General features: G+C 72.9%; 21 protein-coding genes and 1 tRNA gene. 11 read left to right on the forward strand and 11 right to left on the reverse strand.

Features of this window, described 5'->3' with window-relative positions; translation table 11 throughout:
• Window positions 1-11 precede the first annotated feature (11 nt).
• From tsaC to C7456_RS02790, 4 genes are all read right to left on the reverse strand, one after another.
• Window positions 12-584, reverse strand: coding sequence for an L-threonylcarbamoyladenylate synthase type 1 TsaC (gene tsaC / locus C7456_RS02775; RefSeq protein WP_109722241.1), 573 nt, complete (start codon window positions 582-584; stop codon window positions 12-14).
• A complete protein-coding gene (locus C7456_RS02780) occupies window positions 581-3,040 on the reverse strand; it encodes a DNA topoisomerase I (RefSeq protein WP_109722242.1) in 2,460 nt (819 codons plus the stop codon). Before C7456_RS02780 ends, tsaC begins: the two co-directional genes overlap by 4 nt.
• 132 nt (window positions 3,041-3,172) lie before the next feature.
• Window positions 3,173-4,306, reverse strand: coding sequence for a DNA-processing protein DprA (gene dprA, locus C7456_RS02785; protein WP_109722243.1), 1,134 nt, complete (start codon window positions 4,304-4,306; stop codon window positions 3,173-3,175).
• 81 nt (window positions 4,307-4,387) lie between these two features.
• Window positions 4,388-5,515 (reverse strand): LysM peptidoglycan-binding domain-containing protein, encoded by a 1,128-nt coding sequence (locus tag C7456_RS02790; RefSeq protein ID WP_109722244.1) that lies wholly within the window; start codon window positions 5,513-5,515, stop codon window positions 4,388-4,390.
• 190 nt (window positions 5,516-5,705) lie between these two features.
• Here C7456_RS02790 and def point away from each other — a divergent pair, with 190 nt between their 5' ends.
• The 4 genes from def to C7456_RS02810 all read left to right on the forward strand — a co-directional run bounded on the left by def (window position 5,706) and on the right by C7456_RS02810 (window position 9,639).
• Window positions 5,706-6,215, forward strand: a complete 510-nt coding sequence (gene def / locus C7456_RS02795) for a peptide deformylase (RefSeq protein WP_109722245.1) — start codon at window positions 5,706-5,708, stop codon at window positions 6,213-6,215.
• A 2-nt stretch (window positions 6,216-6,217) separates the two neighbouring features.
• Entirely contained in the window at window positions 6,218-7,147 is a 930-nt protein-coding gene (gene fmt, locus C7456_RS02800; protein ID WP_170120164.1) for a methionyl-tRNA formyltransferase, read from the forward strand.
• Between the two features lie 217 nt (window positions 7,148-7,364).
• Window positions 7,365-8,666: a 16S rRNA (cytosine(967)-C(5))-methyltransferase RsmB gene (rsmB, locus tag C7456_RS02805; protein ID WP_109722247.1), complete on the forward strand. Its 1,302-nt coding sequence runs from the start codon at window positions 7,365-7,367 to the stop codon at window positions 8,664-8,666.
• 4 nt (window positions 8,667-8,670) lie between these two features.
• Window positions 8,671-9,639 (forward strand): glycosyltransferase, encoded by a 969-nt coding sequence (locus C7456_RS02810; protein WP_109722248.1) that lies wholly within the window; start codon window positions 8,671-8,673, stop codon window positions 9,637-9,639.
• Window positions 9,640-9,861: 222 nt separating this feature from the next.
• Here the strand turns inward: C7456_RS02810 and C7456_RS02815 are convergent, their stop codons facing one another.
• From C7456_RS02815 to C7456_RS02835, 5 genes are all read right to left on the reverse strand, one after another.
• A complete protein-coding gene (locus C7456_RS02815; protein ID WP_109722249.1) occupies window positions 9,862-10,704 on the reverse strand; it encodes a glycosyltransferase family 2 protein in 843 nt (280 codons plus the stop codon).
• A gap of 10 nt (window positions 10,705-10,714) precedes the next feature.
• Complete coding sequence (locus C7456_RS02820) at window positions 10,715-11,644, reverse strand: glycosyltransferase family 2 protein (protein ID WP_109722250.1); 930 nt, start codon at window positions 11,642-11,644, stop codon at window positions 10,715-10,717.
• A 2-nt stretch (window positions 11,645-11,646) separates the two neighbouring features.
• Complete coding sequence (locus C7456_RS02825; protein ID WP_109722251.1) at window positions 11,647-12,585, reverse strand: UDP-glucuronic acid decarboxylase family protein; 939 nt, start codon at window positions 12,583-12,585, stop codon at window positions 11,647-11,649.
• Between the two features lie 47 nt (window positions 12,586-12,632).
• Window positions 12,633-13,934 carry an O-antigen ligase family protein gene (locus C7456_RS02830; RefSeq protein WP_139942934.1) on the reverse strand — a complete coding sequence of 434 codons (1,302 nt, stop codon included), beginning with the start codon at window positions 13,932-13,934 and terminating at the stop codon, window positions 12,633-12,635.
• A gap of 157 nt (window positions 13,935-14,091) precedes the next feature.
• Window positions 14,092-14,859: a glycosyltransferase family 2 protein gene (locus tag C7456_RS02835; protein WP_109722253.1), complete on the reverse strand. Its 768-nt coding sequence runs from the start codon at window positions 14,857-14,859 to the stop codon at window positions 14,092-14,094.
• A gap of 185 nt (window positions 14,860-15,044) precedes the next feature.
• Between C7456_RS02835 and C7456_RS02840 the strand changes: the two genes are divergently transcribed.
• From C7456_RS02840 to C7456_RS02850, 3 genes are all read left to right on the forward strand, one after another.
• Window positions 15,045-16,088 carry a CDP-glycerol glycerophosphotransferase family protein gene (locus tag C7456_RS02840; protein ID WP_109722254.1) on the forward strand — a complete coding sequence of 348 codons (1,044 nt, stop codon included), beginning with the start codon at window positions 15,045-15,047 and terminating at the stop codon, window positions 16,086-16,088.
• A 314-nt stretch (window positions 16,089-16,402) separates the two neighbouring features.
• Entirely contained in the window at window positions 16,403-17,980 is a 1,578-nt protein-coding gene (locus C7456_RS02845) for an ArnT family glycosyltransferase (protein ID WP_425454614.1), read from the forward strand.
• On the forward strand, window positions 17,977-18,309 hold the full coding sequence (locus C7456_RS02850) for a hypothetical protein (protein ID WP_109722256.1): 333 nt from the start codon (window positions 17,977-17,979) through the stop codon (window positions 18,307-18,309). Before C7456_RS02845 ends, C7456_RS02850 begins: the two co-directional genes overlap by 4 nt.
• Window positions 18,310-18,445: 136 nt before the next feature.
• Here the strand turns inward: C7456_RS02850 and C7456_RS02855 are convergent, their stop codons facing one another.
• Window positions 18,446-19,330 (reverse strand): LpxL/LpxP family acyltransferase, encoded by an 885-nt coding sequence (locus tag C7456_RS02855; protein ID WP_109722257.1) that lies wholly within the window; start codon window positions 19,328-19,330, stop codon window positions 18,446-18,448.
• Window positions 19,331-19,598: 268 nt separating this feature from the next.
• On the opposite strand from C7456_RS02855, the gene dtd reads away from it, so the two are divergent.
• The 3 genes from dtd to C7456_RS02870 all read left to right on the forward strand — a co-directional run bounded on the left by dtd (window position 19,599) and on the right by C7456_RS02870 (window position 22,258).
• Window positions 19,599-20,039, forward strand: coding sequence for a D-aminoacyl-tRNA deacylase (gene dtd, locus C7456_RS02860; protein ID WP_109722258.1), 441 nt, complete (start codon window positions 19,599-19,601; stop codon window positions 20,037-20,039).
• 154 nt (window positions 20,040-20,193) lie between these two features.
• Window positions 20,194-22,050, forward strand: coding sequence for an RNA polymerase sigma factor RpoD (gene rpoD, locus C7456_RS02865; protein ID WP_109722259.1), 1,857 nt, complete (start codon window positions 20,194-20,196; stop codon window positions 22,048-22,050).
• 132 nt (window positions 22,051-22,182) lie between these two features.
• A tRNA-Ile gene (locus C7456_RS02870) sits at window positions 22,183-22,258 on the forward strand.
• 262 nt (window positions 22,259-22,520) lie between these two features.
• Here C7456_RS02870 and C7456_RS02875 read toward each other — a convergent pair.
• A complete protein-coding gene (locus C7456_RS02875; RefSeq protein ID WP_109722260.1) occupies window positions 22,521-23,588 on the reverse strand; it encodes an MFS transporter in 1,068 nt (355 codons plus the stop codon).
• Between the two features lie 68 nt (window positions 23,589-23,656).
• Between C7456_RS02875 and C7456_RS02880 the strand changes: the two genes are divergently transcribed.
• Entirely contained in the window at window positions 23,657-24,178 is a 522-nt protein-coding gene (locus C7456_RS02880; protein ID WP_109722455.1) for an Lrp/AsnC family transcriptional regulator, read from the forward strand.
• The last annotated feature ends 10 nt before the right edge of the window (window positions 24,179-24,188 follow it).

The raw sequence follows: 24,188 nt of genomic DNA on the forward strand, positions 1-24,188 counted from the left end.
GCCCCGGATGGTCAGCCGCGGATGATAGCGCCGGTGCGCGCATCGCGGATCGTGGTGGGGCTGGCCAGCCCGCCGAGCGGCGCGTCGAGCACGCCGTCCAGCGCGTCGCCGAAGTAGTCCAGCGCGGCCTGCGCGGAACGCGCCGGCGGCTGGCCGTGCGGGTTGGCGCTGGTGGATACCAGCGCGCCGCCGAAGGCGCGGCACAGCGCGGCGGCCGGCGCGTGCGCGGTGACGCGCAGCGCGATGCCCTCGTGCGCGCCGGCCACCCAGGGCGGCACCGCGGCCGAGCGCGGGAAGATCCAGGTGTGCGGGCCCGGCCAGCTGGCCTGCGCGCGCGCCAGCGCCTCGGCCGGCAGCGCGGCGAGGTCGACGTAGCGCTCGACCTGCGCGAACCCGGCGGCGATCAGCAGCACGCCCTGCGTGGACGGGCGCCGCTTGAGCGCGAAGATCCGCTCGAAGGCGTCGCGGTCGTGCGGATCGCAGCCCAGCCCGTACACCGCCTCGGTGGGATAGGCCAGCACGCCGCCCGCGCGCAGCAGCGCGGCGGCGGCGTCCAGCTCGGCCAGGGTGTAGCGGCGCGTCACTCGGCGCCGCTCTGCTTCGCCGCCGTCTTGCGGGCCGTGGCCTTCTTCGCCGCGGTCTTCTTGGCGGCGGTCTTCTTCGCCGCGGCCTTTCTGGCCGTGCCCTTCTTCGCCGCCGGCTCCTTCGCCGCTGCGGCCTTCTTCGCGGCGAAGCGGCCCTTCTTGGCCGGCGCGGCGGCGAGCAGCTCCAGGCACTGCGCCTCGGTGAGGTCCTTCGGCTCGACGTCCTTGGGGATGCGCGCGTTCTTCGCGCCGTCGGTGATGTACGGGCCGTAGCGGCCGTTGAGCACCTGCACGCCGTTGCCGAAGTCCTTGATCACGCGGTTGGCGATCAGCTCCAGCTTCTCGCGCACGATCTGCAGCGCGCGCGGCAGCTCGATGGTGTAGGGGTCGTCCTCCGGCTTGAGCGAGGCGTAGGTCGAGCCCTGCTTGACGAACGGCCCGAAGCGGCCGATGCCCACGCTCACCTCCTCGCCGTTCTCGGCGACGCCGAGCTTGCGCGGCAGCCTGAACAGCTCCAGCGCTTCCTCCAGCGTGATGGTGTGCATGCTCTGGCCGGGGCGCAGCGAGGCGAACTGCAGCTTCTCGTCCGCGTCCTTGTCGCCGATCTGCGCGTACGGCCCGTAGCGGCCCAGCCGCACCGACACCGGCTTGCCGCTCTTGGGATCGACGCCCAGCTCGCGCGCGCCGGTGGCCTCGCTGCGGTCCACCGTCTCGGTCTTCTCCTCCACCTGGCGCTTGAACGGCTGCCAGAAGCGCTGCATCAGCGGCACCCAGGCCTCCTCGCCGCGGCTGACCGCGTCCAGCTCGTCCTCCAGCTTGGCGGTGAAGTCGTAGTCGACGTAGCGGGTGAAGTGCTGGGTGAGGAACTTGCTCACCGCGCGGCCCACGTCGGTGGGCTTGAAGCGGCGGTTGTCCAGGAACACGTACTCGCGGTTGAGCAGCACCTGGATGATGCTGGCGTAGGTGGACGGGCGGCCGATGCCGTACTCCTCCAGCGCCTTGACCAGGCTCGCCTCCGAGTAGCGCGGCGGCGGCTCGGTGAAGTGCTGCTCGGCGAGGATGTCGGAGAGCGCCACCTGCTCGCCCACCGCCAGCCTCGGCAGGCGGCGGCCCTCGTCGTCGTCCTCGGCGTTCTTCTGGTCGCGGCCCTCCTCGTACACGGCGAGGAAGCCCGGGTCGACCACGGTGGTGCCGGTGGCGCGGAACGCGGCCGGGCCGCCCGCGGCGTGCGGCAGCTCGAAGTCCACCGACACCGTGTTGAGCGTGGCGTGGACCATCTGGCAGGCCACGGTGCGCTTCCAGATCAGCTCGTACAGCTTGCGCTGCTCGTCGGTGAGGAAGGCGGCCACCTCGCGCGGCATGCGCAGCGCCGAGGTGGGACGGATCGCCTCGTGCGCCTCCTGCGCGTTCTTCGACTTGGCCTTGTAGACCTGCGCGTGGTCCGGCAGCGCCTTGGCGCCGAAGTCGCGCGCGATCAGCTGGCGCAGCTCGGCCACCGCGTCGTCGGCCAGCGCCACCGAGTCGGTGCGCATGTAGGTGATCAGGCCGACGTTGCCCTCGCTGCCCAGCGCCACGCCCTCGTACAGGCCCTGCGCCACCTTCATCGTGCGGCTGGTGGAGAAGCCGAGCTTGCGCGCGGCCTCCTGCTGCAGGGTGGAGGTGGTGAACGGCGGCGCCGGGCGGCGCTTGCGCTCCTTGGAGCCGACCTCGCTGACGGTGAGGCGGCCGTGCGCGGCCTCCTTCAGCGCCGCGCGCGCGGCCATCGCGTCGGCCTCGTTGGTGAGGTCGAACTGCTCGAACTTCTTGCCGTGGAGCCTGGTGAGCTTGGCGCCGAAGTCGCCTTCCGGGTGGCGCAGCCGGGCCTCGACGGTCCAGTACTCGCGCGCCCGGAACGCCTCGATCTCCTCCTCGCGCTCGACGATCATGCGCAGCGCCGGCGACTGCACGCGGCCGGCGGACAGGCCGCGCTGCACCTTGCGCCACAGCACCGGCGAGAGGTTGAAGCCGACCAGGTAGTCCAGCGCGCGGCGCGCCTGCTGGGCGTCGACCAGGTCGTGCGAGAGCTGGCGCGGGTTGGCCACGGCGGCCTTGATCGCCTTGGGCGTGATCTCGGAGAACACCACCCGGTGCAGCTGCTTGCCGTCGGTGAGGCCGCGCTGCTTGAGGATCTCGCTGATGTGCCAGCTGATCGCCTCGCCCTCGCGGTCCAAGTCGGTGGCGAGGTAGATGTCGTCGGCCTGCCTGGCCGCCTTGGCGATGGCGTCGACGTGCTTCTCGTTGCGCTCGATCACCTCGTAGTTCATGGCGAAGCCGCGCTCGGGGTCGACCGCGCCCTCCTTCGGCACCAGGTCGCGCACATGGCCGTAGGAGGCCAGGACCTGGAAGTCCTTGCCGAGGTATTTGTTGATCGTCTTGGCCTTGGCGGGCGACTCGACGATGAGCAGGTTCTTGGCCATGCGGGGGAAATTCCTGGGAAGGCGCCTCCCGGCAGGGCGGCGGACGCATATATCTAGTTGAGCCATGCCCCTGCGACGGCTGTCAAGCTGGATCGAGTGAAATCGCGGCGGGGCAAGGGCTTGCGTGATTTTTCAGCCGGGCAGGCGCTGGTAGCGGTTGCCGGGCAGGCCGGCGACGGCCCCCTCCAGCTCCAGCATCAGCAGCATCGAGGACAGCGCCGGCGCGGACAGGCCGGTGCGGCCGGCCAGCTCGTCCAGCCCGGCCGGCTCGTGGCCCAGCGCGTCGAGCAGGGCGCGGTAGTCGGGATCGTCCCGCCAGGTGGCGGGGGCGGCCGCCCCGGCCGACGGCTCCTCCTCCGCCAGCCGCGCCGCCAGCACGCCGCCCTGCGCCCGCGCGGCCGGGGCCAGCGCCTCGGACACCTCGGCCGGCTCCTCCACCAGCCGGGCACCGTCGCGGATCAGCCGGTGGCAGCCGCGCGCCAGCGGGTTGTCGATCGAGCCGGGCAGGGCGAACACCTCGCGGCCTTCCTCGCCGGCCAGCCGCGCGGTGATCAGCGAGCCGGACTGCAGGCCCGCCTCGACCACCAGCGTGCCCAGGCTCAGCCCCGCGATGATGCGGTTGCGGCGCGGGAAATGGTCGGCGCGCGCGGCGGTGCCGGGCGGGAATTCGCTGACCAGCGCGCCCTGCGCCGCGATCCGCCGCGCCAGCTCCTGGTGCTTGCGCGGATACACCCGGTCCGGCCCGGTGCCGACCACCGCCACGGTGGGCGCGCCGGCGTCCAGCGCGGCCGCGTGGGCGGCGCCGTCGATGCCGTCGGCCATGCCGCTGGTGACCACGTAGCCGGCCAGCGCCAGCGCGCGGGCGAAGCGCTTGGCGTGCGCGAGGCCGGCCGGGCTGGCGCCGCGCGCGCCCACCACGGCCACCTGCGGGCGCAGCAGCAGCGCCGCGTCGCCGGCCACGAACAGCGCCGCCGGCGGCTGCGCGAGGGCGTCCAGCTGCGGCGGGAAGTCCGCCTCGTCGCAGCGCAGCAGGCGGTGGCCGGGCGCGGCCAGCCAGGCCAGGTCGGCGGCCAGGCGCGCCTCGTCCGGCCGCTCCAGCCAGGCGCGCGCCGGCTCGTCCAGGCCGGCGCCGGGCCGGCGCAGGCGCGCCAGCGCGGCCAGCACGTCGCCGCCGGCGTCGGCCAGCCGCGCGCGCAGGCCGCCCGGCCCGAGGCCGGGCGTGCGCAGCAGGACCAGCCAGGCGCGGGTTCGCTCGTCGGCGTGCATCGGGCGCAGTCTACGTGCCGGCGGGCAAGAAAAACGGCGCGGCCAAGGCCGCGCCGTGCTGTCGGAGAATGCCGATCGGAGCTATTCCGGCAGGGTCAGCTTGCCGCCGACGTGCACCGGCTTGAGGCCGTCCATGATCAGCCCGTAGCTGACCCGGTCGAAGGTGCGGAACACCATCACGTGGCCGACGAACTCGTCGGGCAGGGTGACGCGGTGGCCGGTGCCGCGGTTCCAGCTGTTGCTGGCCACGTCGTCGGCGATGGTCTCGCCCGGCTGCCAGATCGAGTAGGTCTGGCCGTTCTCCACGCCGTCCTTCGCGCCGATCGACAGCGCCACCACCTGGCGGCGGCCGGCGGCGTCCAGCACGTCCTCGCTGAAGGCGATCACGCGCGCGTTGCCGGGCACCGCCTTGGGCGCGTGCGGGTAGTAGTAGGCGTCGTAGGGCTTGTCGTCGATCGGCAGGATGCGGTCGCCCTTGCGGATCTCCTCGGTGGAGTCGAGCAGCAGCAGGGTGCTCGGGTCGCCGCCGCGCAGCACCTCGGCGGTGCCGATCACGCTGACCTCCACGCCCAGGTCCCTGCCGCGGCCGTAGTGGCCGTCGTTGCGGAAGTCCTCCGACCAGGGCGTGCGCACGGTCGACACGTCGCTGTCGAGCATGTGGCCGACGATCTCCTCGCTGTCGCCGGCGTCGTTCTTGCCGAAGCCGCGGAACACGTGGGTGGGGCGCACGATCGCCCAGCGCTGGCCGGGCTGGGCGTCGAGCCTGCGCACGTAGACGTTCTGGCCCACCGCGCCGCGCAGGCGCGCCTCCTCGAAGCCGACCACGTAGGGCGCGTCGCGCAGCTGGCCGGAATCGACCACGCGCATCTCCTTGAGGAACATGCGCAGCTCCGACAGCGGGATCGCCGGCACCGGCTCGCCCTCGGTGCGCACGCGCGGCTGCAGGCCCAGGCGCGGGCCGTTGATGAAGGACAGGTTGAGCACGTCGCCCGGGTAGATCAGGTGCGGGTTCCGCACCTGCGGGTTGGCCTGCCAGATTTCCGGCCACAGCCAGGGCTTGGAGAGGAACTTGGCGGAGATGTCCCACAGCGTGTCGCCGCGGCGCACGGTATAGGTGTCCGGGTGGTCGGCGCGCAGCTGGGCGCCGGCGGCGTAGACGGCCACGGTGACCAGCATGCCGGCCAGCAGCCCGATGGACTTTCTGAACATAAGCGGGATTCCCCCTACCCCCGAGGCTTTTCGAGTGTATCCGAACCGTTAACACGCGCAACTGGGCCCAGTTGGCAAAATTGCCTGCCGGACACTGGCTTGGCGGCGTACAATAAGGCGCATTCTAGATTGCGCCCGGGCTTCGGTTTTACCGATTCGCCCGCATTTTCGGCGCACGAGGTGAATCCCCATGTCCGTGCTCAGCATTCTCGAGTTCCCCGATCCGCGCCTGCGCACCAGGGCCGCGCCGGTCACCGCGTTCGACGGCGGCCTGAAGCAGCTGGTGGCCGACCTGTTCGAGACCATGTACGCCGCCAACGGCGTCGGCCTGGCCGCCACCCAGGTCAACGTGCACCAGCACGTGCTGGTGATCGACATGAGCGAGGAGCGCAACCGGCCGCTGGTGCTGATCAACGCCGAGATCCTGGAGAAGGACGGCGCGCAGGTCTACCAGGAGGGCTGCCTGTCCTTCCCCGGCATCTACGCCGACGTCACCCGCGCGCTGAAGGTGAAGGTCAGGGCGCAGGACGTGGACGGCAAGGAGTTCACCTACGAGGCCGAGGGCCCGCTGGCCGTGGCCATCCAGCACGAGATGGACCACCTGGCCGGCAAGGTGTTCGTGGACTACCTCTCCCCGCTCAAGCGCTCGCTGCTGCTCAAGCGGATGGAGAAGCAGCGCAAGCAGGCGGCCAGCGCTTGAGCCTGCGCGTCGTCTTCGCCGGCACGCCCGAGTTCGCCGTTCCCTGCCTGGCCGCCTGCCGCGCCAGCGGCGCCGAGGTGGTCGCCGTCTACACCCAGCCCGACCGTCCCGCCGGGCGCGGCCGCAGGCTCGCGCCCAGCCCGGTGAAGCAGGCGGCGCTGGAAGCCGGCCTGCCGGTCGAGCAGCCCGAGTCGCTGAAATCCGCCGAGGTGCAGGCGCGGCTGGCCGCCTACGCGCCGGACCTGATGGTGGTGGTGGCCTACGGCCTGATCCTGCCGCGCAAGGTGCTGGCGATCCCGCGGCTGGGCTGCTGGAACGTGCACGCCAGCCTGCTGCCGCGCTGGCGCGGCGCGGCGCCGATCCAGCGCGCGATCCTCGCCGGCGACGCCGAGACCGGGGTGGACCTGATGCGCATGGAGGCCGGCCTGGACACCGGCCCGGTGCTGCTGGAGAAGCGCACCCCGATCCGCCCCGACGACACCGGCGGCACGCTGCACGACCGCCTCGCCGCGCTGGGCGCCGAGGCGCTGGCCGAGGGGCTGGCGCGCACGCAGGCCGGCGAGGTGCTGGCCGCGGTGCCGCAGCCGGCCGAGGGCGTCACCTACGCGCACAAGCTGGACAAGGCCGAGGCGCGGCTGGACTTCGCCCGCCCCGCGATCGAGCTGGAGCGCCAGGTGCGCGCCTTCGACCCGTGGCCGGTGGCCGAGGGCGAGATCGCCGGCGAGCCGCTGCGCATCTGGGCCGCGCAGGCGCTCGACCGGCCGCACGCGGCCGCGCCGGGCAGCGTGCTCGCCGCCGGCCGCGAGGGCATCGAGCTTGCCTGCGGCAAGGGCGTGCTGCGCGTCACCGTCGTGCAGCGCGCGGGCGGCAGGCGCATCAGCGCCGCCGACTACCTCAACGCGCGCCCCGAGCTGCGCGGGGCGCCGCGGTGAGCGCCGCGCTTGCTCCCTCTCCCCGCCGGGGTGAGGGCCGGGGTGAGGGGCCGACCCTTGCGCCCGCCTCCCGATCCATTTGTGGGAGCGGCCCCCGGCCGCGATGGCCCGCCAGCAGCAAGAGCCAGACACCAGACCGACGCACGAGGTTGCGCTGCCGCAAGCCCCGTCCCCTCACCCCGGCCCTCTTCCCGGCGGGAAGAGGGAGTGAAGAAGCATGAGCGCCGACGTGCGCGCGCTGGCCGCGCAGGCGCTGGCGCGGGTCGCGCTGCGCGGCGTTTCGCTGCGCGAGGCGATGGAGCGCCACGCGCCGAAGCTGCCCGACCCGCGCGACCGCGCCCTGCTGACCGCCCTGCTGAGCGACGGCGCACGCTGGTGGCCGCGCTTCGACGCCGCGCTCGACCGCCTGCTCGACCAGCCGCTGCGCCAGAAGGAGCCCGAGGTCCACGCCCTGCTGGTGCTCGGCCTGGTGCAGCTGGAGATCCTCGAACTGGCCGACTACGCCGCGGTGGCCGCCACCGTGGAGGCGACGCGCGCGCTCAAGCGCCCGCGGCTGGCCGGGCTGGCCAACGCCGTGCTGCGCCGCTGGCAGCGCGAGCGCGCCACGCACCTGGCCGCGCTCGACGCCGACCCGCGCACCCGCCACGCCCATCCGGCCTGGCTGGCGCGGGCCATCGCGCGCGACTGGCCCGCGCAGGCCGACGCGGTGATGGCCGCCGACAACCGCGAGCCGCCGCTGACGCTGCGCGTCAACCGTCGCCGCACCACCCGCGCGGCGCTGCTCGAGCGCCTGCGCGCGGACGGCCAGACGGCCGAACCGCACGCCTGGCTCGCCGACGCCGTCGTGCTGCCGCACAGCACCGACGTCACCCGCCTGCCCGGCTTCGCCGAGGGCTGGTTCGCGGTGCAGGACGGCGCCGCGCAGGTCGCCGCCGACCTGCTCGACGCGCGCGGCGGCCAGCGCGTGCTGGACGCCTGCGCCGCGCCGGGCGGCAAGGCCTGCCACCTGCTCGAGCGCGCCGACGTGGCGCTCGTCGCGCTGGAATCCGATCCCGCGCGCGCCCGGCGCATCGCGCAGAACCTCGACCGGCTCGGCCTGTCGGCGCAGGTGGCGGTCGGCGATGCCGGCGACCCGCCCGCGTGGTGGGACGGCCGCCCGTTCGGGCGCATCCTGATCGACGCGCCCTGCTCGGCCAGCGGCGTGCTGCGCCGCCGCCCCGACGTGCGCCTGCACCGGCGCGAGCGCGACATCGCCGCGCTGGCGGCGCAGCAGCGGCGCATCCTCGACGCGCTGTGGCCGCTGCTCGCGCCGGGCGGCCGGCTGGTCTACGCCACCTGCTCGCTGCTGCGCGCGGAGAACGAGGGCGTGGTCGCGCCCTTCCTCGCCGCGCACGCCGACGCATGCGCGCTGCCGTTCGCGCTGCCGGCCGGCCAGGCCGCCGCGGTGGGCTGGCAGCTCCTGCCCGGCGACGACGACCTCGACGGCATGTACTACGCCGTCCTCGGGAAAGCGGCCTGACGCCATGCCCACGCCCGCTCCCCGCATCCAGCTGCTCGGCCGCGACAACGGCGCCGGGCTGTCGCGCGACCTCGCCCTGTTCGCCGCCGCGCTGCGCGGGGCGGGCGCGGCGGTGGACGCGCGCGGCCTGCCGCATCGCGGCCGCCTCGCCGAAGCGTTGACCCGCCTGCGCCTCGCCGCCGGCGCGCCGCGCTACGACCTCAACCTGATGCTGGAGCGCGTCCGCCCCGAATTCGCGCGCGCGGCGCGGCGCAACGTGCTGGTGCCCAACCCCGAGTACTTCCGCGCGAAGGACCGCGCCGCGCTGCGCGGCATCGACGAGGTGTGGGTGAAGACCCGCCACGCAGCGCCGCTGATCGAGGCGCTGGGCGCGCGCACGCGCTACATCGGCTTCGCCAGCCCGGACCGCAACGATCCCTCGGTGCCGCGCCGCCACGCCTTCTTCCACGGCCCCGGCCGCAGCAACAACAAGGGCACCGCGGCGCTGCTGCGGCTATGGGCGCGGCACCCGGAATGGCCCACGCTGACCGTCGTGTGGCGGCGCAAGCGGGTGGAGCTGGACGCCGTGCCCGCCAACGTGCGGCTGCTGCGCGAGCACCTGGACGACGACGCCTACCGCCGCCTGCAGAACGAGCACCGCTTCCACCTGTGCCCCTCGCAGACCGAGGGCTACGGCCACTACCTGGTCGAGGCGATGAGCTGCGGCGCCGTCGTGGTGACGCTGGACGCGCCGCCGATGCACGAGCTGGTGACGCCCGCGCGCGGCGTGCTGGTGGCGGCGCACGCGGTCGGCCGGCAGGACCTCGCCACGCTCTACGGCTTCGACGAGGACGCCATGCGCGCGGCAATCGAGCGCTGCGTAGCGATGGAGGCCGCCGAAACCGAACGGCTGGGCGCCGCCGCGCGCGCCTGGTTCGAGGCCAACCGCGACGCCTTCCCGCAACGCCTGCGCGAGGCGCTGCGCGGCGAGTAACCGTGTCGATCCGGGTGTGCGCTCGAACCACCCGGCCATCCGGCCCACCCTCACCGTCATTCCGGCGGAAGCCGGAATCCAGTCAGGTAATCCCGCGCGAAGCGCACGAAATCTGTTTCGTGTGCTTCGCACGCCGCATTTCACTGGATTCCGGCTTCCGCCGGGATGACGACAAGGGGAGCGTGACGACGGGGGAGAGCACGCGCCGCGAATCGGAAAACCCTAGCTTCCCTCCGTCGACGGCGCGAACTCCGCCAGGTGCGCGTCGATGCCGCGCTCGCAGCGCACGATGCGCTGCTCCAGCGTGGCGCGGAACAGGCGGTTGTTGGGCAGGCTCATGTCGTCCACGTCCGGCTGCGCGCGCGAGGCGTGCTCCAGGTGCACCGCCAGCGCCGCCCACTTGAGCTGGCGGCGGCGCACGCCGGCGTTGCCCAGGCGCGCGGCCAGCTCGCGGTCCTCCGCGCCGTAGCCTTCCATGCGCTCGTCGAAGCCGTTGACGCGCAGCAGGTCCTCGCGCCAGAAGCTCATGTTGCAGCTCATCACCCGGCCACCGCGGCGGCTGCGCGCCTTCCAGCGCGCGAGCCAGGGCGCGCGGAAGGCGTAGTGGCGGCGGGTGCCGTCGAAGGCGGCGAAGTCGGCCGGCGACCACGGCGCGAACACCGGCCGCTTGCCGGCCAGCAGGCGCGCGGTCTCCGCCGCGGTCGCCTTGATCCGCCCGCCCTGCAGGAAGAAGCCGCGTTCGGCGAAGGCCAGGTGGTCGGCGACGAAGGCTGGGTGCAGCAGCATGTCGCCGTCGATCAGGATCACGTAGTCGCCGCGGCAGGCGGCGATGCCGCGGTTGCGCGCGCGCGCGGCGCGGAAGCCCTGGTCCTCCTGCCAGACGTGGCGCAGCGGCACGGGGAAGCGCGCGGCCCAGCGCCCGACCAGCGCGCGCGTGGCCTCGCCGGAGCCGTCGTCGGCCACGATCACCTCGTCGGGCAGGCGCGCCTGCGCGGCCACGCCGGCGAGCACGCGGTCCAGCGCCTCGGGCCAGTTGTAGGTGAGCACGATCAGGCTGGCGCGCATGGCTCGACGCTCACGCGCCCGCTTTCGTTCCGCGCCGCGCGCGCAGGCCGCGCAGCAGGATCGCCAGCGCGCGCTCGCTGCGCTTCCACCACGGCGCGGGGCCGCGCATGGCGATGTCGGCGTACACGCAGGCGTCGTCCCAGCTCGGCCGCGCGCGCGACTTGAACTCGGCCTTGGCCAGGTCCAGCGCGTGCGCGTCCAGCCCCATGCGCTGCGCGTAGTGGTTGACCAGGCAGCGCGAGCGGAACTGCGCGGCGAACTCGCGCATGCGCGCCTGCTGGTGCCACCAGCCGTTGCGGCCGTGGATGCGGTAGTCCACCTGGCCGGTGGGCAGGTAGTACTTGCGCGCGCCCAGCACGCTGGCGCCGAACACCAGGCAGTTGTCGGCGGAGAGGCGCCAGTTCGCCACGAAATCGCGCGGCAGGTCGAGCACGCGCGCGGCCAGCGCGCGGCGCAGCGCCAGCGCCGAGGTGGGCGCGCCGTACCAGCGCATGCGCACCCAGGTGCCGAGCACGGTGTAGCCCAGGTCCGCCGCTTCCGGGCCGTGGCCCTGCACGCCGGACTCGTTGCCGACCAGGCGCACGTCGGAGAACGCGAAGTCGACGTCCGCGCGCGCCTCGAACAGTTCACCGACCTGGCGCAGGTAGTCCGGCCCCCAGCGGTCGTCGGCGTCGAGGAAGCACACCACCTCGCCGGTGGCCGCGGCCAGGCCGCGCTGGAAGGCGGCGAGCTGGCCGCCGTTCTCGCCGCACAGCAGGGTCACGCGCGGATCGGCGCCGTAGCGCTCGCGCAGGTACTCCGGCGAGCCGTCGGCGGAGCCGTCGTCCACCACGATCACCTCGTGCGGCGCGCGCGTCTGCGCCAGCGCGCCGTCCACCGCCTCGGCGACGAACTCGCGGTAGTTGTAGTTGGTGACGACCACCGAGAGGGCGAGCGGCATCCTCAGGCCTCCAGCAGGCGCCGGAAGTAGGCGATGGTCTCGCGCAGGCCGTCGTCGATGCCGACGGTCGGCTGCCAGCCGAGCCTGTCCTTCGCCAGCGTGATGTCGGGCTGGCGCTGGCGCGGGTCGTCCGCGGGCAGCGGGCGGAACACCAGCTTCGACCTGCCGCCCACCAGCGCCAGCACCTTCTCGGCCAGCTGCAGCATGGTGTGCTCGACCGGGTTGCCGATGTTCACCGGGCCGGTGAAGCCGGGCCCGGATTCCATCATGCGCACCATCGCCTCGATCAGGTCGTCCACGTAGCAGAAGCTGCGCGTCTGGCTGCCGTCGCCGTAGATGGTGATGTCCTCGCCCTTGAGCGCCTGCACGATGAAGTTGCTCACCACGCGGCCGTCGTCGGGGTGCATGCGCGGGCCGTAGGTGTTGAAGATGCGCACCACCTTGATGTCCATGCCGTGCTGGCGGTGGTAGTCGAAGAACAGCGTCTCGGCGCAGCGCTTGCCCTCGTCGTAGCAGGAGCGGAAGCCGATCGGGTTGACCCGGCCCCAGTAGTCCTCGCGCTGCGGGTGCACCTCCGGGTCGCCGTACACCTCGCTGGTGGAGGCCTGCAGGATGCGCGCCTTCACCCGCTTGGCCAGGCCCAGCATGTTGATCGCGCCGTGCACGGATGTCTTGGTGGTCTGCACCGGGTCGTGCTGGTAGTGCACCGGCGAGGCCGGGCAGGCCAGGTTGAAGATGCGGTCCACCTCCACGTACAGCGGGAAGGTGACGTCGTGGCGCATCAGCTCGAAGTACGGCTCGTCGAGCAGGTGCGCCACGTTGCGCTTGCTGCCGGTGAAGAAGTTGTCCACGCACAGCACGTCGTGGCCGTCGCGCAGCAGGCGGTCGCACAGGTGCGAGCCCAGGAAGCCGGCGCCGCCGGTGACCAATACTCTGCTCATGGAAATCCTGCAGCCGGAATGCCGCGCGGCGGCGGCGCCAAGGGCCGCTAGTCTACGCGAGCGGGCGCCGCCCGCCGTGCCCGGTCGCGCGCTTCCAGCCCCAGCGCCAGCGCGAACGGCAGCCAGATCAGCAGCCAGCCCGGCCGCGGGCTGTCCAGCAGCTGCGGCATGTCGAACTGCAGCGCCACGCTGGCATACACCCACAGCGCCAGCACCACCCGGCCCAGCGGCTCGGCGCGGTGGCGCCAGCCGCTCCAGGCGGTCAGCGCCCACAGCGGCAGCAGCAGGGCCAGGCCGGGCAGGCCCAGCTCGATCGCGGTCTGGGTGAGCACGTTGTGGCTGTGCGTCAGCTGCTGCCCGCCCGCCTCGATCACGAACGGCGTGCCCTGGCCCAGGCCCAGCCAGGGATGCGCGGCGATCAGGTGCAGGGCCTGGCGGAAGATCTCGGGGCGGTACGAGGCGCCGCGCTCCAGCAGGATCGGCAGCGGCCAGAGCACCGCCGCCAGCACCGCCAGCAGCACCAGCGCGGCGATCATCCGGGCCGTGCGCCCGGGCCACCACAGCGGCGCCAGCAGGGCGCAGGCCGCCAGCGCGAGCCAGACGCCGCGGCTCTGGGTCAGCCCCACGAACAGCAGCAGCATCGCCATCGCCACCCACGTCGCCGCACGCCGCGGCCAGCGGCGCTGCGGGAACTGCGCCAGCCACACGCAGGCCGCGCCCATCGCGGCGGCGGCGTAGTTGGCGGTGGCCACCACGCCCTCGCCGACGATGCGGTCGTCCTCGTCGTGGCCCTGCGCCAGGAAGACGATGCTGTAGGCCAGCGCGCACAGCGCCATGCCCCAGGCCACCACGGCCAGCAGGCGGGCGGCGCGATGCGGCGCGGCGCCGGCCCAGGCATGCCAGCCGAGCACGAACAGCAGCACCGTGCACAGCCGGCCGAACTCGTCGCCCGGATGGCGCAGCTGCGCCCAGGCCAGCGACAGCGCGGCCCAGCCCAGCAGCAGCAGGAACGCGCGGAAGGCGGGCAGCGGCCACAGCTCGCGCCACAGCCGCGCGCGATCGCGCAGGGCGAACCACAACGCCGGCAGGTAGAGCAGCGCCGCCAGGGTGAACTGGTACAGCCGGCCGGGGTTGTAGGAGACGCCGGCCGGCATCAGCAGCATGCCGACCATCAGCCAGGCCAGGCCCAGCCCCAGCACCGCCTCGCGGCAGGACAGGCAGGCGCGCACCGCCGCCATGCACAGCGCGGCCGGGCCGGGCCGCGCGTCGCGCGCAAGCGGCAGCGCGGGAGAGCTTCCTCCGCCCTGCGTGCCCAGCCCCGCCAGGTCCTTCAATCCATGCCGTGCCACCGTCACAACCACCTCGCCACGCAGACAACCTGTAGAGCAGCCCCCTTTTCCGTCGCTCCCATCGGGCAACGGCCTGCCGGTTCGGAACTGGGATCATGCGGCGGCGCGGCTGAAGATCAGCCCACCGGGGGAACCGCCTGTCGGGCCAGTGTAAGGCCTACGGCCGCAGGCCGTGTTGCAGCAGCCACAATTTCACGAACTTTCGACGCACGTACTCCACGCGCACCAGCGCGTAGACCAGCCCGCGCCAGCCGTCGAGGAAGCCGCCGCGCAGCACGTAGCCGCGCACGAAGCGCCACCACGGGTTGAGCAGGATCTTGCCGAGCGTGGCGCGCCTGCCCTGCGCGTGCAGGTGCTCGGCCATCATCTGCGCGTAGCGCTCCTGCTTGGCCAGCTGCTCGCTGAGCGAGCGGTAGGGGTGGTGCTCCAGGTCGCCGCGCAGCCATGCCACCGGGCCGTCGACGCTGGCCGCCTCGTGGATCTCGCGGCCGCCGCGCCAGCCGCCGCGGCGGCGGTCGAACAGGCGCAGCACGCGGTCGGGATAGGCGTTGCCGTGGCGCAGGTACGCGCCGAAGTACTCGCTGAGGCGGTTGAAGCGGTAGCCGGCCGCGCCCGCGAAGCCCGCCGCGCGCGCCGCCTCGATGCTGGCGCGCAGCTCCGCGCCCACGCGCTCGTCGGCGTCCAGGCACAGCACCCAGTCGTGGCGGGCCTGCGCCACCGCGTAGGCCTTCTGGCTGCGGAAGCCGTCGAACGGCCGCTCCAGCACGCGCGCGCCGCGCGCCGCCGCGCGCTCGCGGGTGCCGTCGGTGGAGCCGGAATCGACCACCACGACCTCGTCGCAGAACGCCAGCGAGGCCAGGCAGTCGTCGATGCGGTCGGCCTCGTTGAAGGTGATGATGCAGGCGGAGAGCGGGACGCGGTTCATGCGCGGCAAGGGCTTGGGTATCCGGACAGACGCGGCCGCGGGCAGCGGCCACGCCGACGTGCAGCATGGCCGGGGCGCGCGCTTTTGAAAAGCCCGCACAAGGGATGCGCCGGTCTTTTGCGAGGGACTCGCACACGGCCGGGATTCGCCATAATCGCGGCCCGTGCCCTGCCGACGCCGCCGATGTGGACGCCTGCCTGCTGTTCGCCACCGAGCTGTACGCCCTGCCGATCCTGCGCCCGCTGGCCGCGGCCGCGCGCCGCGCCGGGCAGCGCGTGGGCTGGGTGGTGCCCGGGGCGGTGGCCGCCTACCTGCGCGAGGACGAGCCGCGCCTGCGCTCGATGCGCGCGGTGCGCGCGCTGAAGCCCGACGCGGTGTACTGCGCGGCCAACTGGGTGGCGCCGGCCTTCCCCGGCGCCAAGGTGCAGGTGTTCCACGGCTTCAACGCCGAGAAGCGCGAGCCGGACCGCGGCCACTTCCGCCTGCGCGGCTTCTTCGACCTGTACTGCACGCAGGGGCCGGCCACCACCGCGCCGTTCCGGGCGCTGGCGCGCGAGCACCGCTACTTCGCGGTGGAGGAGACCGGCTGGCCCAAGCTGGACCCGCTGTTCGCGCCGCCCGCCGGCGCGGCCGACCTCAACCCGCGCGACGGTCGCCCGGTGGCGATGTACGCGGCCACCTTCACCGAGTCGCTGAGCTCGGCGCGCGCGATGCTCGACACCCTGCGCGCGCTCGTCGCGCGCGGCGACCGCCACTGGCTGCTCACCCTGCATCCCAAGTGCGACCCGGAGCTGTTCGCGCAGTACCGCGCGCTGGAAGGCCCGCACGCGCGCTTCCTCGAATCCGACCGTCTGCTCGACATGCTGCGCGCCGCCGACGTGCTGGTGTGCGACACCTCCTCGGTGATCGACGAGTTCGCGGTGCAGCTCAAGCCGGTGGTGACCGTGCGCAACCGCCGGCCCAAGCCGTTCATGCTGGACGTGCAGGCGCCGGCCGAGGTGGACGCCGCGATCGGCCGCGCGCTGCAGCTGCCGCCGGCGCTGCGCGAGGCGCTGGCCGCGCACGCGGCGGCGATCCATCCCTACCGCGACGGCCGCTCCAGCGAGCGCGTGCTGGCCGCCACGCAGCGGCTGCTCGACGGCGGCGACGGCCCGCTCGCGCGCAAGCCGCTCAACCTGTGGCGGCGCTGGCAGAGCGCGCGCGACGTGCGCGCGCTGCTGCCGGGCTGAGCCGGCCAGGGGCGGTCCGCCGCGCCCGCCTTCCGCCGCGCGGGCGCGCCGCCGTCGCGCGAGGCGCCCCCGCCCCGGAGAGCCGCGTGAACGGGGCGCCGGCGGGTCCGCGGACCAGCCGCCGCCCGGCGAGGGCGGGTTAAACTGCCCCATCCTTGCTGCCGACGACGCCCGTGTCCGCCTACACCCGTTCCGAACACCTGCGCGCCCTCTGGCCCTGGCTGCCGCTGTGGAGCGCGGCGGCGCTGCTGGCGATCTTCTCGCACGGGCCGATGCCGCTGTTCTCCACCCGCACGCTGGCGGTGGCCTGGGAGATGTGGAGCCAGCACCACTGGCTGGTGCCGTACATCAACGGCGAGCCGTACAGCGAGAAGGTGCCGCTCCTGTTCTGGATGATCCACGCCGGCTGGTTCGCGTTCGGGGTGAACGACGTGTGGCCGCGCGTGCTGGAGGTGGCCTTCGGCGCGATCCAGCTGGTGCTGGCGGCGACGCTGGCGCGGCGGCTGTTCCCGGACCGCCCGTGGATCGCCAAGGCCACGCCGTGGCTGCTGATGGCGCTGTCCTACGCCTTCCTGTTCGGCCTGCAGATCATGTACGAGGTGCTGCTGGCGGCGTGGGTGCTGGGCGCGCTGCTGTGCCTGACGCCCTCGCCGCGGCGCGCGGAGCCGCGCTGGCTGCTGTTCGGCCTGCTGCTCGGCGCCGGCCTGCTGACCAAGGGGCCGGTGATGCTGCTGCACGTGGCGTTCCCCTGGCTGCTCGGCCCGCTGTGGAGCGAGTGGGCGCGCGAACACCGCGCGCGCTGGTACGGCCGCGGCCTGCTGGCGGTGCTGCTGGGGCTGGCGATCCTGCTGGCCTGGGCGCTGCCGGCCGGCTTCAGCGGCGGCGAGGCCTACCGGCACCGGCTGTTCTTCACCCAGACCGCCGGCCGCGTGGTCGACGGCGTGGCGCCGCCGGACACGCTGCAGAACCACGCGCAGCCGTTCTGGTGGTACCTGCTGTGCCTGCCGGTGCTGATGTTCCCGCTCAGCGCCTGGCCGCGCGCCACTGCCGCGCTGGCGATGCTGCGCCGGCCGCTGGAGCCGGGGCTGCGCTTCCTGCTGTGCTGGCTGCTGCCCAACTTCGTCGCCTTCTCGCTGGTCAGCGGCAAGCAGGCCTACTACCCGCTGCCGGAGTTCGGCGGCGGGGTGATGCTGATCGCCGCCGCGGTGGCGCTGCTGCGCGAGCGGCACCCGCGGCTGGGCGCGAACGGCTGGCTCGGCACCTGGCCGCTGGGCGTGGGCGGCCTGCTGCTCGCCGCGCTGCTGTTCGCGTTGCCCGACCTGGTCGCCAGCGGCCGGCTGCACGGCGAATGGCTGGACGCGGCCTCGCTCTACAGCCGCTCCTTCAGCGTGGTGTTCCTGCTGCTGGGCCTGCTGCTGCTGCTGCGCGGCCGCGGCGAGATGCGCCGGCTCGCCTTCGCCGGCCTGGCCGGCACGCTGGCGATGAACACGCTGTTCACCCTGACCCTGTGGCCCAACTACGACCTGCGCCCGGCCACCGACCTGCTCCGCGCCGCCGACGGCAGCGGCCGCGCCATCGGCATCGTCGGCGGCTACGACGGCCAGTTCCACTTCGCCGGGCGGCTGACCCGGCCGCTCGCGCGCCTGCAGTACGACGCCTCGCTGCAGGCGTTCGCCCAGGCCCATCCGGACGGGCTGGTGGTCACCCACCTCAACCATCCCGGCGCGGACGCGATGCGCTACGCGCTGCTGGTGCAGCCGTTCCGCTCGTCCTGGCTGGTGGTCTGGCCGGCCGCGACGCTGGCCAGCCTGCAGGCCGGGCACGCGCCGCCCGAGCCGGCGCAGCCGCCGCGCTTCTACCCGCGCGCCGGCGGGCTGCGCGCCTCGCCATGAGCGGCGGGGCGCTGATCGCCGGCCTGCGCGCGCAATGCGGCGGCCCGCGCGACGGCGCGCTGCTGCGCTTCTCGCTGGGCAACGCGCTGCTGCAGGCGGGCGACGCGGCGGCGGCCGCCGAGGAACTGCAGCGCGCGGTGGGCTTCGACCCGCTCTACTCGGCCGCCTGGAAGCTGCTCGGCAAGGCGCGCCAGGCCGCCGGCGACGCGGCGGGCGCCGCCGCGGCCTGGCGGCAGGGCATCGCCGTCGCGCGGCAGCGCGGCGACAAGCAGGCGGAGAAGGAGATGGCGGTGTTCCTGCGCCGGGTGGAGGGCGGGGCGCAGGGCTGAGCGAGCGCTGGCCATCAAGCTATTCGGGGGACCGCGGCCGGAGGCCGCTCCCACAGGGTCGCGGTAAGTCTTGCGGGGGCAGCCTCTGGGGGAGCGGCCTCCGGCCGCGATCGATCCCTGCCGCCGCCCCGTCCGGCTACTGCTTGTAGGGATTGGGCAACCCGTGCCCCGACCAGCGCCGGTACTGCCACTGGTACTGCGCGAAGGCGCGCTCCACGCAGGCCTCCACGCCGCGGTTGAGCGCCGCGCAGGCCACGCCCAGGTCGGCATCGGCCAGCCCCGCCGGCGCCGGCAGGATGTGGATGCGGAAACCCGCCCCGCGCGGCAGCCGCTCGGCGAAGGCGAACAGCACCGTGGCCCCGGTGCGCGCGGCCAGCCGCGGCAGCAGCACCATGGTCAGCGCGTCGCGGCCGAAGAACGGCGCGAACTCGCCCTCGCCGGCGCGCGGCTTCTGGTCGGGCAGGATGCCCACCGTGCCGCCGGCGGCCAGCCGCTTGTACAGCGTGCGCACGCCGGCGCCCTCGGCGCGCACCTGCTCCGGCGCCAGCGCGCCGCGCACCTTCCGCAGCAGCTGCTCCACCGCCGCCACGCGCGGCGGCCGGTACAGGATCGCCATCGGCGTGCGGCTGCACAGCCAGTAGTTGAGCAGCTCCCAGCAGCCCAGGTGCGGCGCGGCGACGATCACGCCCTTGCCGGCGGCCAGCGCGGCGTCGAACAGCTCGCCGCCGCGCACCTCGCGCACCAGGCCCAGCGCGCGCTGCGCGCCGCCGCCCCAGATCTTGACGATCTCGGTGATCGTCTTGCCGCCCTCGGCCATCGCCTCGCGCAGCAGCGCCGCCCGCGCGGCGGCGTCCAGGCCGGGCCGCGCGATGGCCAGGTTGGCGGCGACGACGCGCGCGGTGCGGCCGCGTCGCCACAGCAGCAGCCGCCCCAGCCCGGCACCGACCGCGTGCAGCGCGCGCAGCGGCAGCAGGGCGAGCAGGCGCAGCAGCAGGTAGAGGAGGTGGATGTCGGGGCGCATGGGGGGACGGTGGGAGGGGCGAGGGACGAGTAGCGAGGGCGCAAGATGCCGATTGTGCCGCAAGCTCCCCAGTCCGCGGCCACGACAAGTGGACGGCGGCGCGCAGGGAGGGGCCCATCAGCCGAGGGGCGAGCAGCGCGGGGGCGCGGGCAGCGGATCGTGCCGCGCGGCCTGCCACCTCCGCGGCCGCAGCGGGCATACTTGCTCGCGGCGGGCCGCGCCGGCCAGCATCCCGTCACTCGTCCCCATCCGCATTCCGCCGCCCCGAATGATCGCCCTGATCCAGCGCGTCAGCCGCGCGCACGTCGAAGTGGAGAACGAAGTGGTCGGCCGCATCGGCGCCGGCCTGCTGGCGCTGGTGGCGGTGCAGCCGGACGACGGCGAGCCGCAGGCCCGGCGCATGCTCGAGCGCCTGCTCGGCTACCGCGTGTTCCCCGACGACGCCGGCCGCATGAACCGCTCGCTCGCCGACGCCGGCGGCGGCCTGCTGCTGGTCAGCCAGTTCACCCTCGCCGCCGACACCCGCGCCGGCATGCGGCCCAGCTTCACCACCGCGGCGCCGCCCGAGCACGGCCGGCGCTGGTTCGAGCGGCTGGTCGAGCTGGCGCGCGCGGCGCATCCGGGGGTGGAAACCGGGCGCTTCGGCGCCCATATGCAGGTGCATCTGGTCAACGACGGGCCGGTCACCTTCTGGCTCGAGGTGCGCTGAATGCGCCGCATGCCTCCTGCGCTCCCGATCCCCTCGCAAACCCTTGTCTGGCGCGTTTCTTGCTGCGCAGGCGCGCGCCTCCACTCACCTTGAAACTGGTCAAAAAAGCAGCACATCGCTATACTGATCGGTTCCGGCATCCGCGGCGGTAGGTATGAACAGCAAAGCACCCGAGCAACAGTCCGAAATCAAGGCGCTGATCTCCAAGGGTCTGGAGCAGGGCTACCTGACCTACGCGGAGATCAACGACCACCTGCCCGACGACATCGTCGACCCGGAGCAGATCGAAGACATCATGGCGGTGCTCAAGGGCGTCGGCATCGAGGTGCACGACGCCGCGCCCGACGCCGACCCGCTGGCCGACAACGCGCCCGGCGCCGCCACCGACGACGAGACCGCCGCCGAGGAAGCGGTGGCGCTGCTCTCGGCGGTCGATTCCGAGGTGGGCCGCACCACCGACCCGGTGCGCATGTACATGCGCGAGATGGGCACGGTCGAGCTGCTCACCCGCGAGGGCGAGATCGCCATCGCCAAGCGCATCGAGGAAGGCCTCTCGCAGGTGCAGACCGCGCTGGCCAGCTTCCCGCTGACCATCGAGCTGCTGCTGGAGGAATACGACCAGCACCTGGACGGCAAGCGCCGCCTGTCCGAGATCCTGGCCGGCTTCGCCGACCTGGAGCAGGCCGCCGACGCCGCGCTGGCCGAGGCCGAGCTGGCCGAGGTCGACGAGTCGGCCGAAGACGACGAGGACGAGGAGGACGTCGCCGCCGAGGACGAGGACGCCGGCCCCAGCGGCCCCGACCCGGAGGAGGTCAAGCGCCGCATGGAGCTGCTGCGCGACTACTACGCCAAGTTCCAGAAGGCCGCGGCCAAGGCCAGCGACATCAACGACAAGAAGGTCGTCAAGCTGCGCGACCAGATGGCCGAGGAGTTCCTCAAGCTCAAGCTGCCCAGCGCGCTGATCGACGGCTTCGTGCGCAAGCTGCGCGAGGTGGTCAACGACATCCGCCACCACGAGCGCGTGCTGATGGACATCTTCGTCAAGCAGGTGAAGATGCCCAAGGCCGAGTTCCTCAAGGCCTTCCCCAGCAACGAGGGCAACCTGGAGTGGGCGGCCGAGCTCAGCCGCAAGCGCCAGAAGTGGTCGCCCAACGTCAAGCTCCACCGCGAGGCGATCGACGCCGAGCAGGAGAAGCTGGCCGCGATCGAGAAGAAGCTGTTCCTGCCGCTGACCGACATCAAGGAGATCAACCGCTCCATGAGCGTGGGCGAGGCCAAGGCCCGCCGCGCCAAGAAGGAGATGGTGGAGGCCAACCTGCGCCTGGTGATCTCGATCGCCAAGAAGTACACCAACCGCGGCCTGCAGTTCCTCGACCTGATCCAGGAGGGCAACATCGGCCTGATGAAGGCGGTGGACAAGTTCGAGTACCGCCGCGGCTACAAGTTCTCGACCTACGCCACGTGGTGGATCCGCCAGGCGATCACCCGCTCGATCGCCGACCAGGCGCGCACCATCCGCATTCCGGTGCACATGATCGAGACGATCAACAAGTTGAACCGCATCTCCCGCCAGATGCTCCAGCAGTTCGGCCGCGAGCCGACGCCGGAGGAGCTGGCCAAGGAGATGGACATGCCCGAGGACAAGATCCGCAAGGTGCTGAAGATCGCCAAGGAACCGATCTCGATGGAGACCCCGATCGGCGACGACGAGGACTCGCATCTGGGCGACTTCATCGAGGACACCAACGCCTCCTCGCCGATCGACTCGGCCACCGAGACCGGCCTGATGGAGACCGTGCGCGAGGTGCTGGCCGGCCTCACCCCGCGGGAGGCCAAGGTGCTGCGCATGCGCTTCGGCATCGACATGAACACCGACCACACCCTGGAGGAGGTCGGCAAGCAGTTCGACGTCACCCGCGAGCGCATCCGCCAGATCGAGGCCAAGGCGCTGCGCAAGCTGCGCCATCCCTCGCGCAGCGAGCAGCTGCGGTCGTTCCTCGACATCGACTGAGATCGCCCAAGCCGTACATGAGAAAGCCCCGCGCGAGCGGGGCTTCTTTTTGGGGCCCGCCCGCCCTCGACGCCCCCGGATCGCATCGCTACCATGACGCTCCCCGCGCCGGCTTCCCCGCCGACCACGCACGGGCCTATAGCTCAACGGTTAGAGCAGGGGACTCATAATCCCTTGGTTCCAGGTTCGAATCCTGGTGGGCCCACCATATTGCCGTCCTATCTCATCCAAGTGTGCGGCAAACCATAAAGTGGCCGCTTTGGCCACTTTATGATCTCGTTGAAAGCATAAAGTGGCCATCTTCCGCTACACAGCAAATTTTCCGAGCTGATCGAAGCCGAGCTCCCATGCGCTGGCCGCAAACCGCCTCGACTCCGTTCTAACGGTAATTAGGGTCCTTGCAGTTGTTAGATTGATGCCAAGCCGACCACTCAGGCGCTCCTCGCTCCCTGGTGCAACTATCAGCACCATCACCGCGATAGGATGTCAGAGGAAAGCGGCCGGTAGAAGAACGCGCCCGCCGAGGCGGCGAGGTAGGTGACGGTGCCGTACAGGCCCATGACCGCGCCCCGCCGGGCGGGGTTCAGCGCCGTCAGCCGGCCGACGATCAGGTTGAGGCCGACGTGGTTGGCCAGGCCCCAGGCCAGGCACATGGCGATCAGGACGGCCGCCTGGCCCGACGCCGCTGCCAGACCGGCGTAGACCAGCACGAGGCCCAGGAACGCCAGCGGCGCGGCGGCAACGGCGCCGTGGCGGTCGAGCAGGCGGTCCATGAAGGCGGCGAGCCCGAAGCCGAGGCCATAGGCGGCCGGCGCCAGGCCGGCCGATGCCGTCGGCAGCCGCAGCACGCCGGTGAGATGCGGGCCCAGGTAGGCGTACAGCCCGTAGAAGGCCGTCATGTAGACGGCGACCACCACGAGCGCGGGGACCATGCCGCGCACGCGCAGGGCGCTCAGCGGCGAGCTCGGCCGCGCGGGGAGCACGGGCAGGTCCCAGTCCCGGTTGCGGCCGACCCCGCGGGCAAGCCAGGCCGCCGCGACCGCGAGCCCCGCGAAGACGAGGCGCCAGTGGGCGAGGTCGGCGACCAGGGCCGACAGGCCGACCCCCGCCACGAGGCTGACGGTCCATCCCGTGAGGACGATCCCGAGCGTCTCGCTCTCGCGTCCCTTTTCCGCGATGCGGGCCGACAGCGCATAGATCGCCGGCAAGGCGCAGCCCGCGGCCAGGCCGGCGAGCGCCTGGCCGAGGCAGAGCACCGGCAGGCTGGGCGCGCCCGCCGAGACCGCGAGCGCCGCGACCAGCGCGGCCAGCGCGCGGAGCAGCCCCCGCCGCTGGCCGATCCTGTCGATCGCCGGCGCCCACAGCAGCGAGCCGACCGCGGTGGCGAGCCCGTAGACGGCGGCCGCCTTCATGACGCCGGGCGCATCGACGCCGGGGAAGGAGGCCGCGACCGCGCCGGCGATCGGGCTCAGCGTCAGCGCGTTCGCGCCGACCACGGCGATCGATCCGGCGAGCATGAGGACCTTGCGCGACAACATACGATGCCTCTAAATTCCATTCGGTAATACGATTAAACATCCGAATGACATTCCGAGGAATCGTCCAGATGCCAAACGCCAGAAATACAGAAGCCGTTCGGAAACCGGCTTCGGCCGCGCGCCCGCTGGACGGGTTCGACCGAAAGATATTAGGCGCCCTCGCCGCCGACGCGGACCTCAGCTACGCGGAACTCGGCCAGCGCGTCTGCCTGTCGGCCCCCGCGGTCCACGACCGGGTGAAGAAGCTGCGCGCCTCGGGCTGCCTGCGCCGCACGGCGGCGATACTCGACGGCCCCGCGCTCGGCAAGCCGCTGCTCGCCTTCGTGCACGTCGACAGCGCCGGCTGGGGCAAGACGCAGGAGCTGATGGCCATGGCGGAGCTGCCGGAGGTGGAGGAAATCCACTGCGTCACGGGCGACACGTGCATGCTGCTCAAGGTGCGCTGCGCGTCGAGCCGCGCGCTCGAGGCGCTGCTCGCGCGCATCTACGCCACGCCGGGCGTGAAGGGCACGCGCAGCTACGTCGTGCTCTCGACCTATCTCGAGCGCACGCCGCAGGCGGAGATCACGGAATCCCTCGAAGCGGATTGATCGGCCGGCC

The sequence above is a fragment of the Fulvimonas soli genome (genome assembly GCF_003148905.1).
In the GTDB taxonomy this organism is placed as follows: domain Bacteria; phylum Pseudomonadota; class Gammaproteobacteria; order Xanthomonadales; family Rhodanobacteraceae; genus Fulvimonas; species Fulvimonas soli.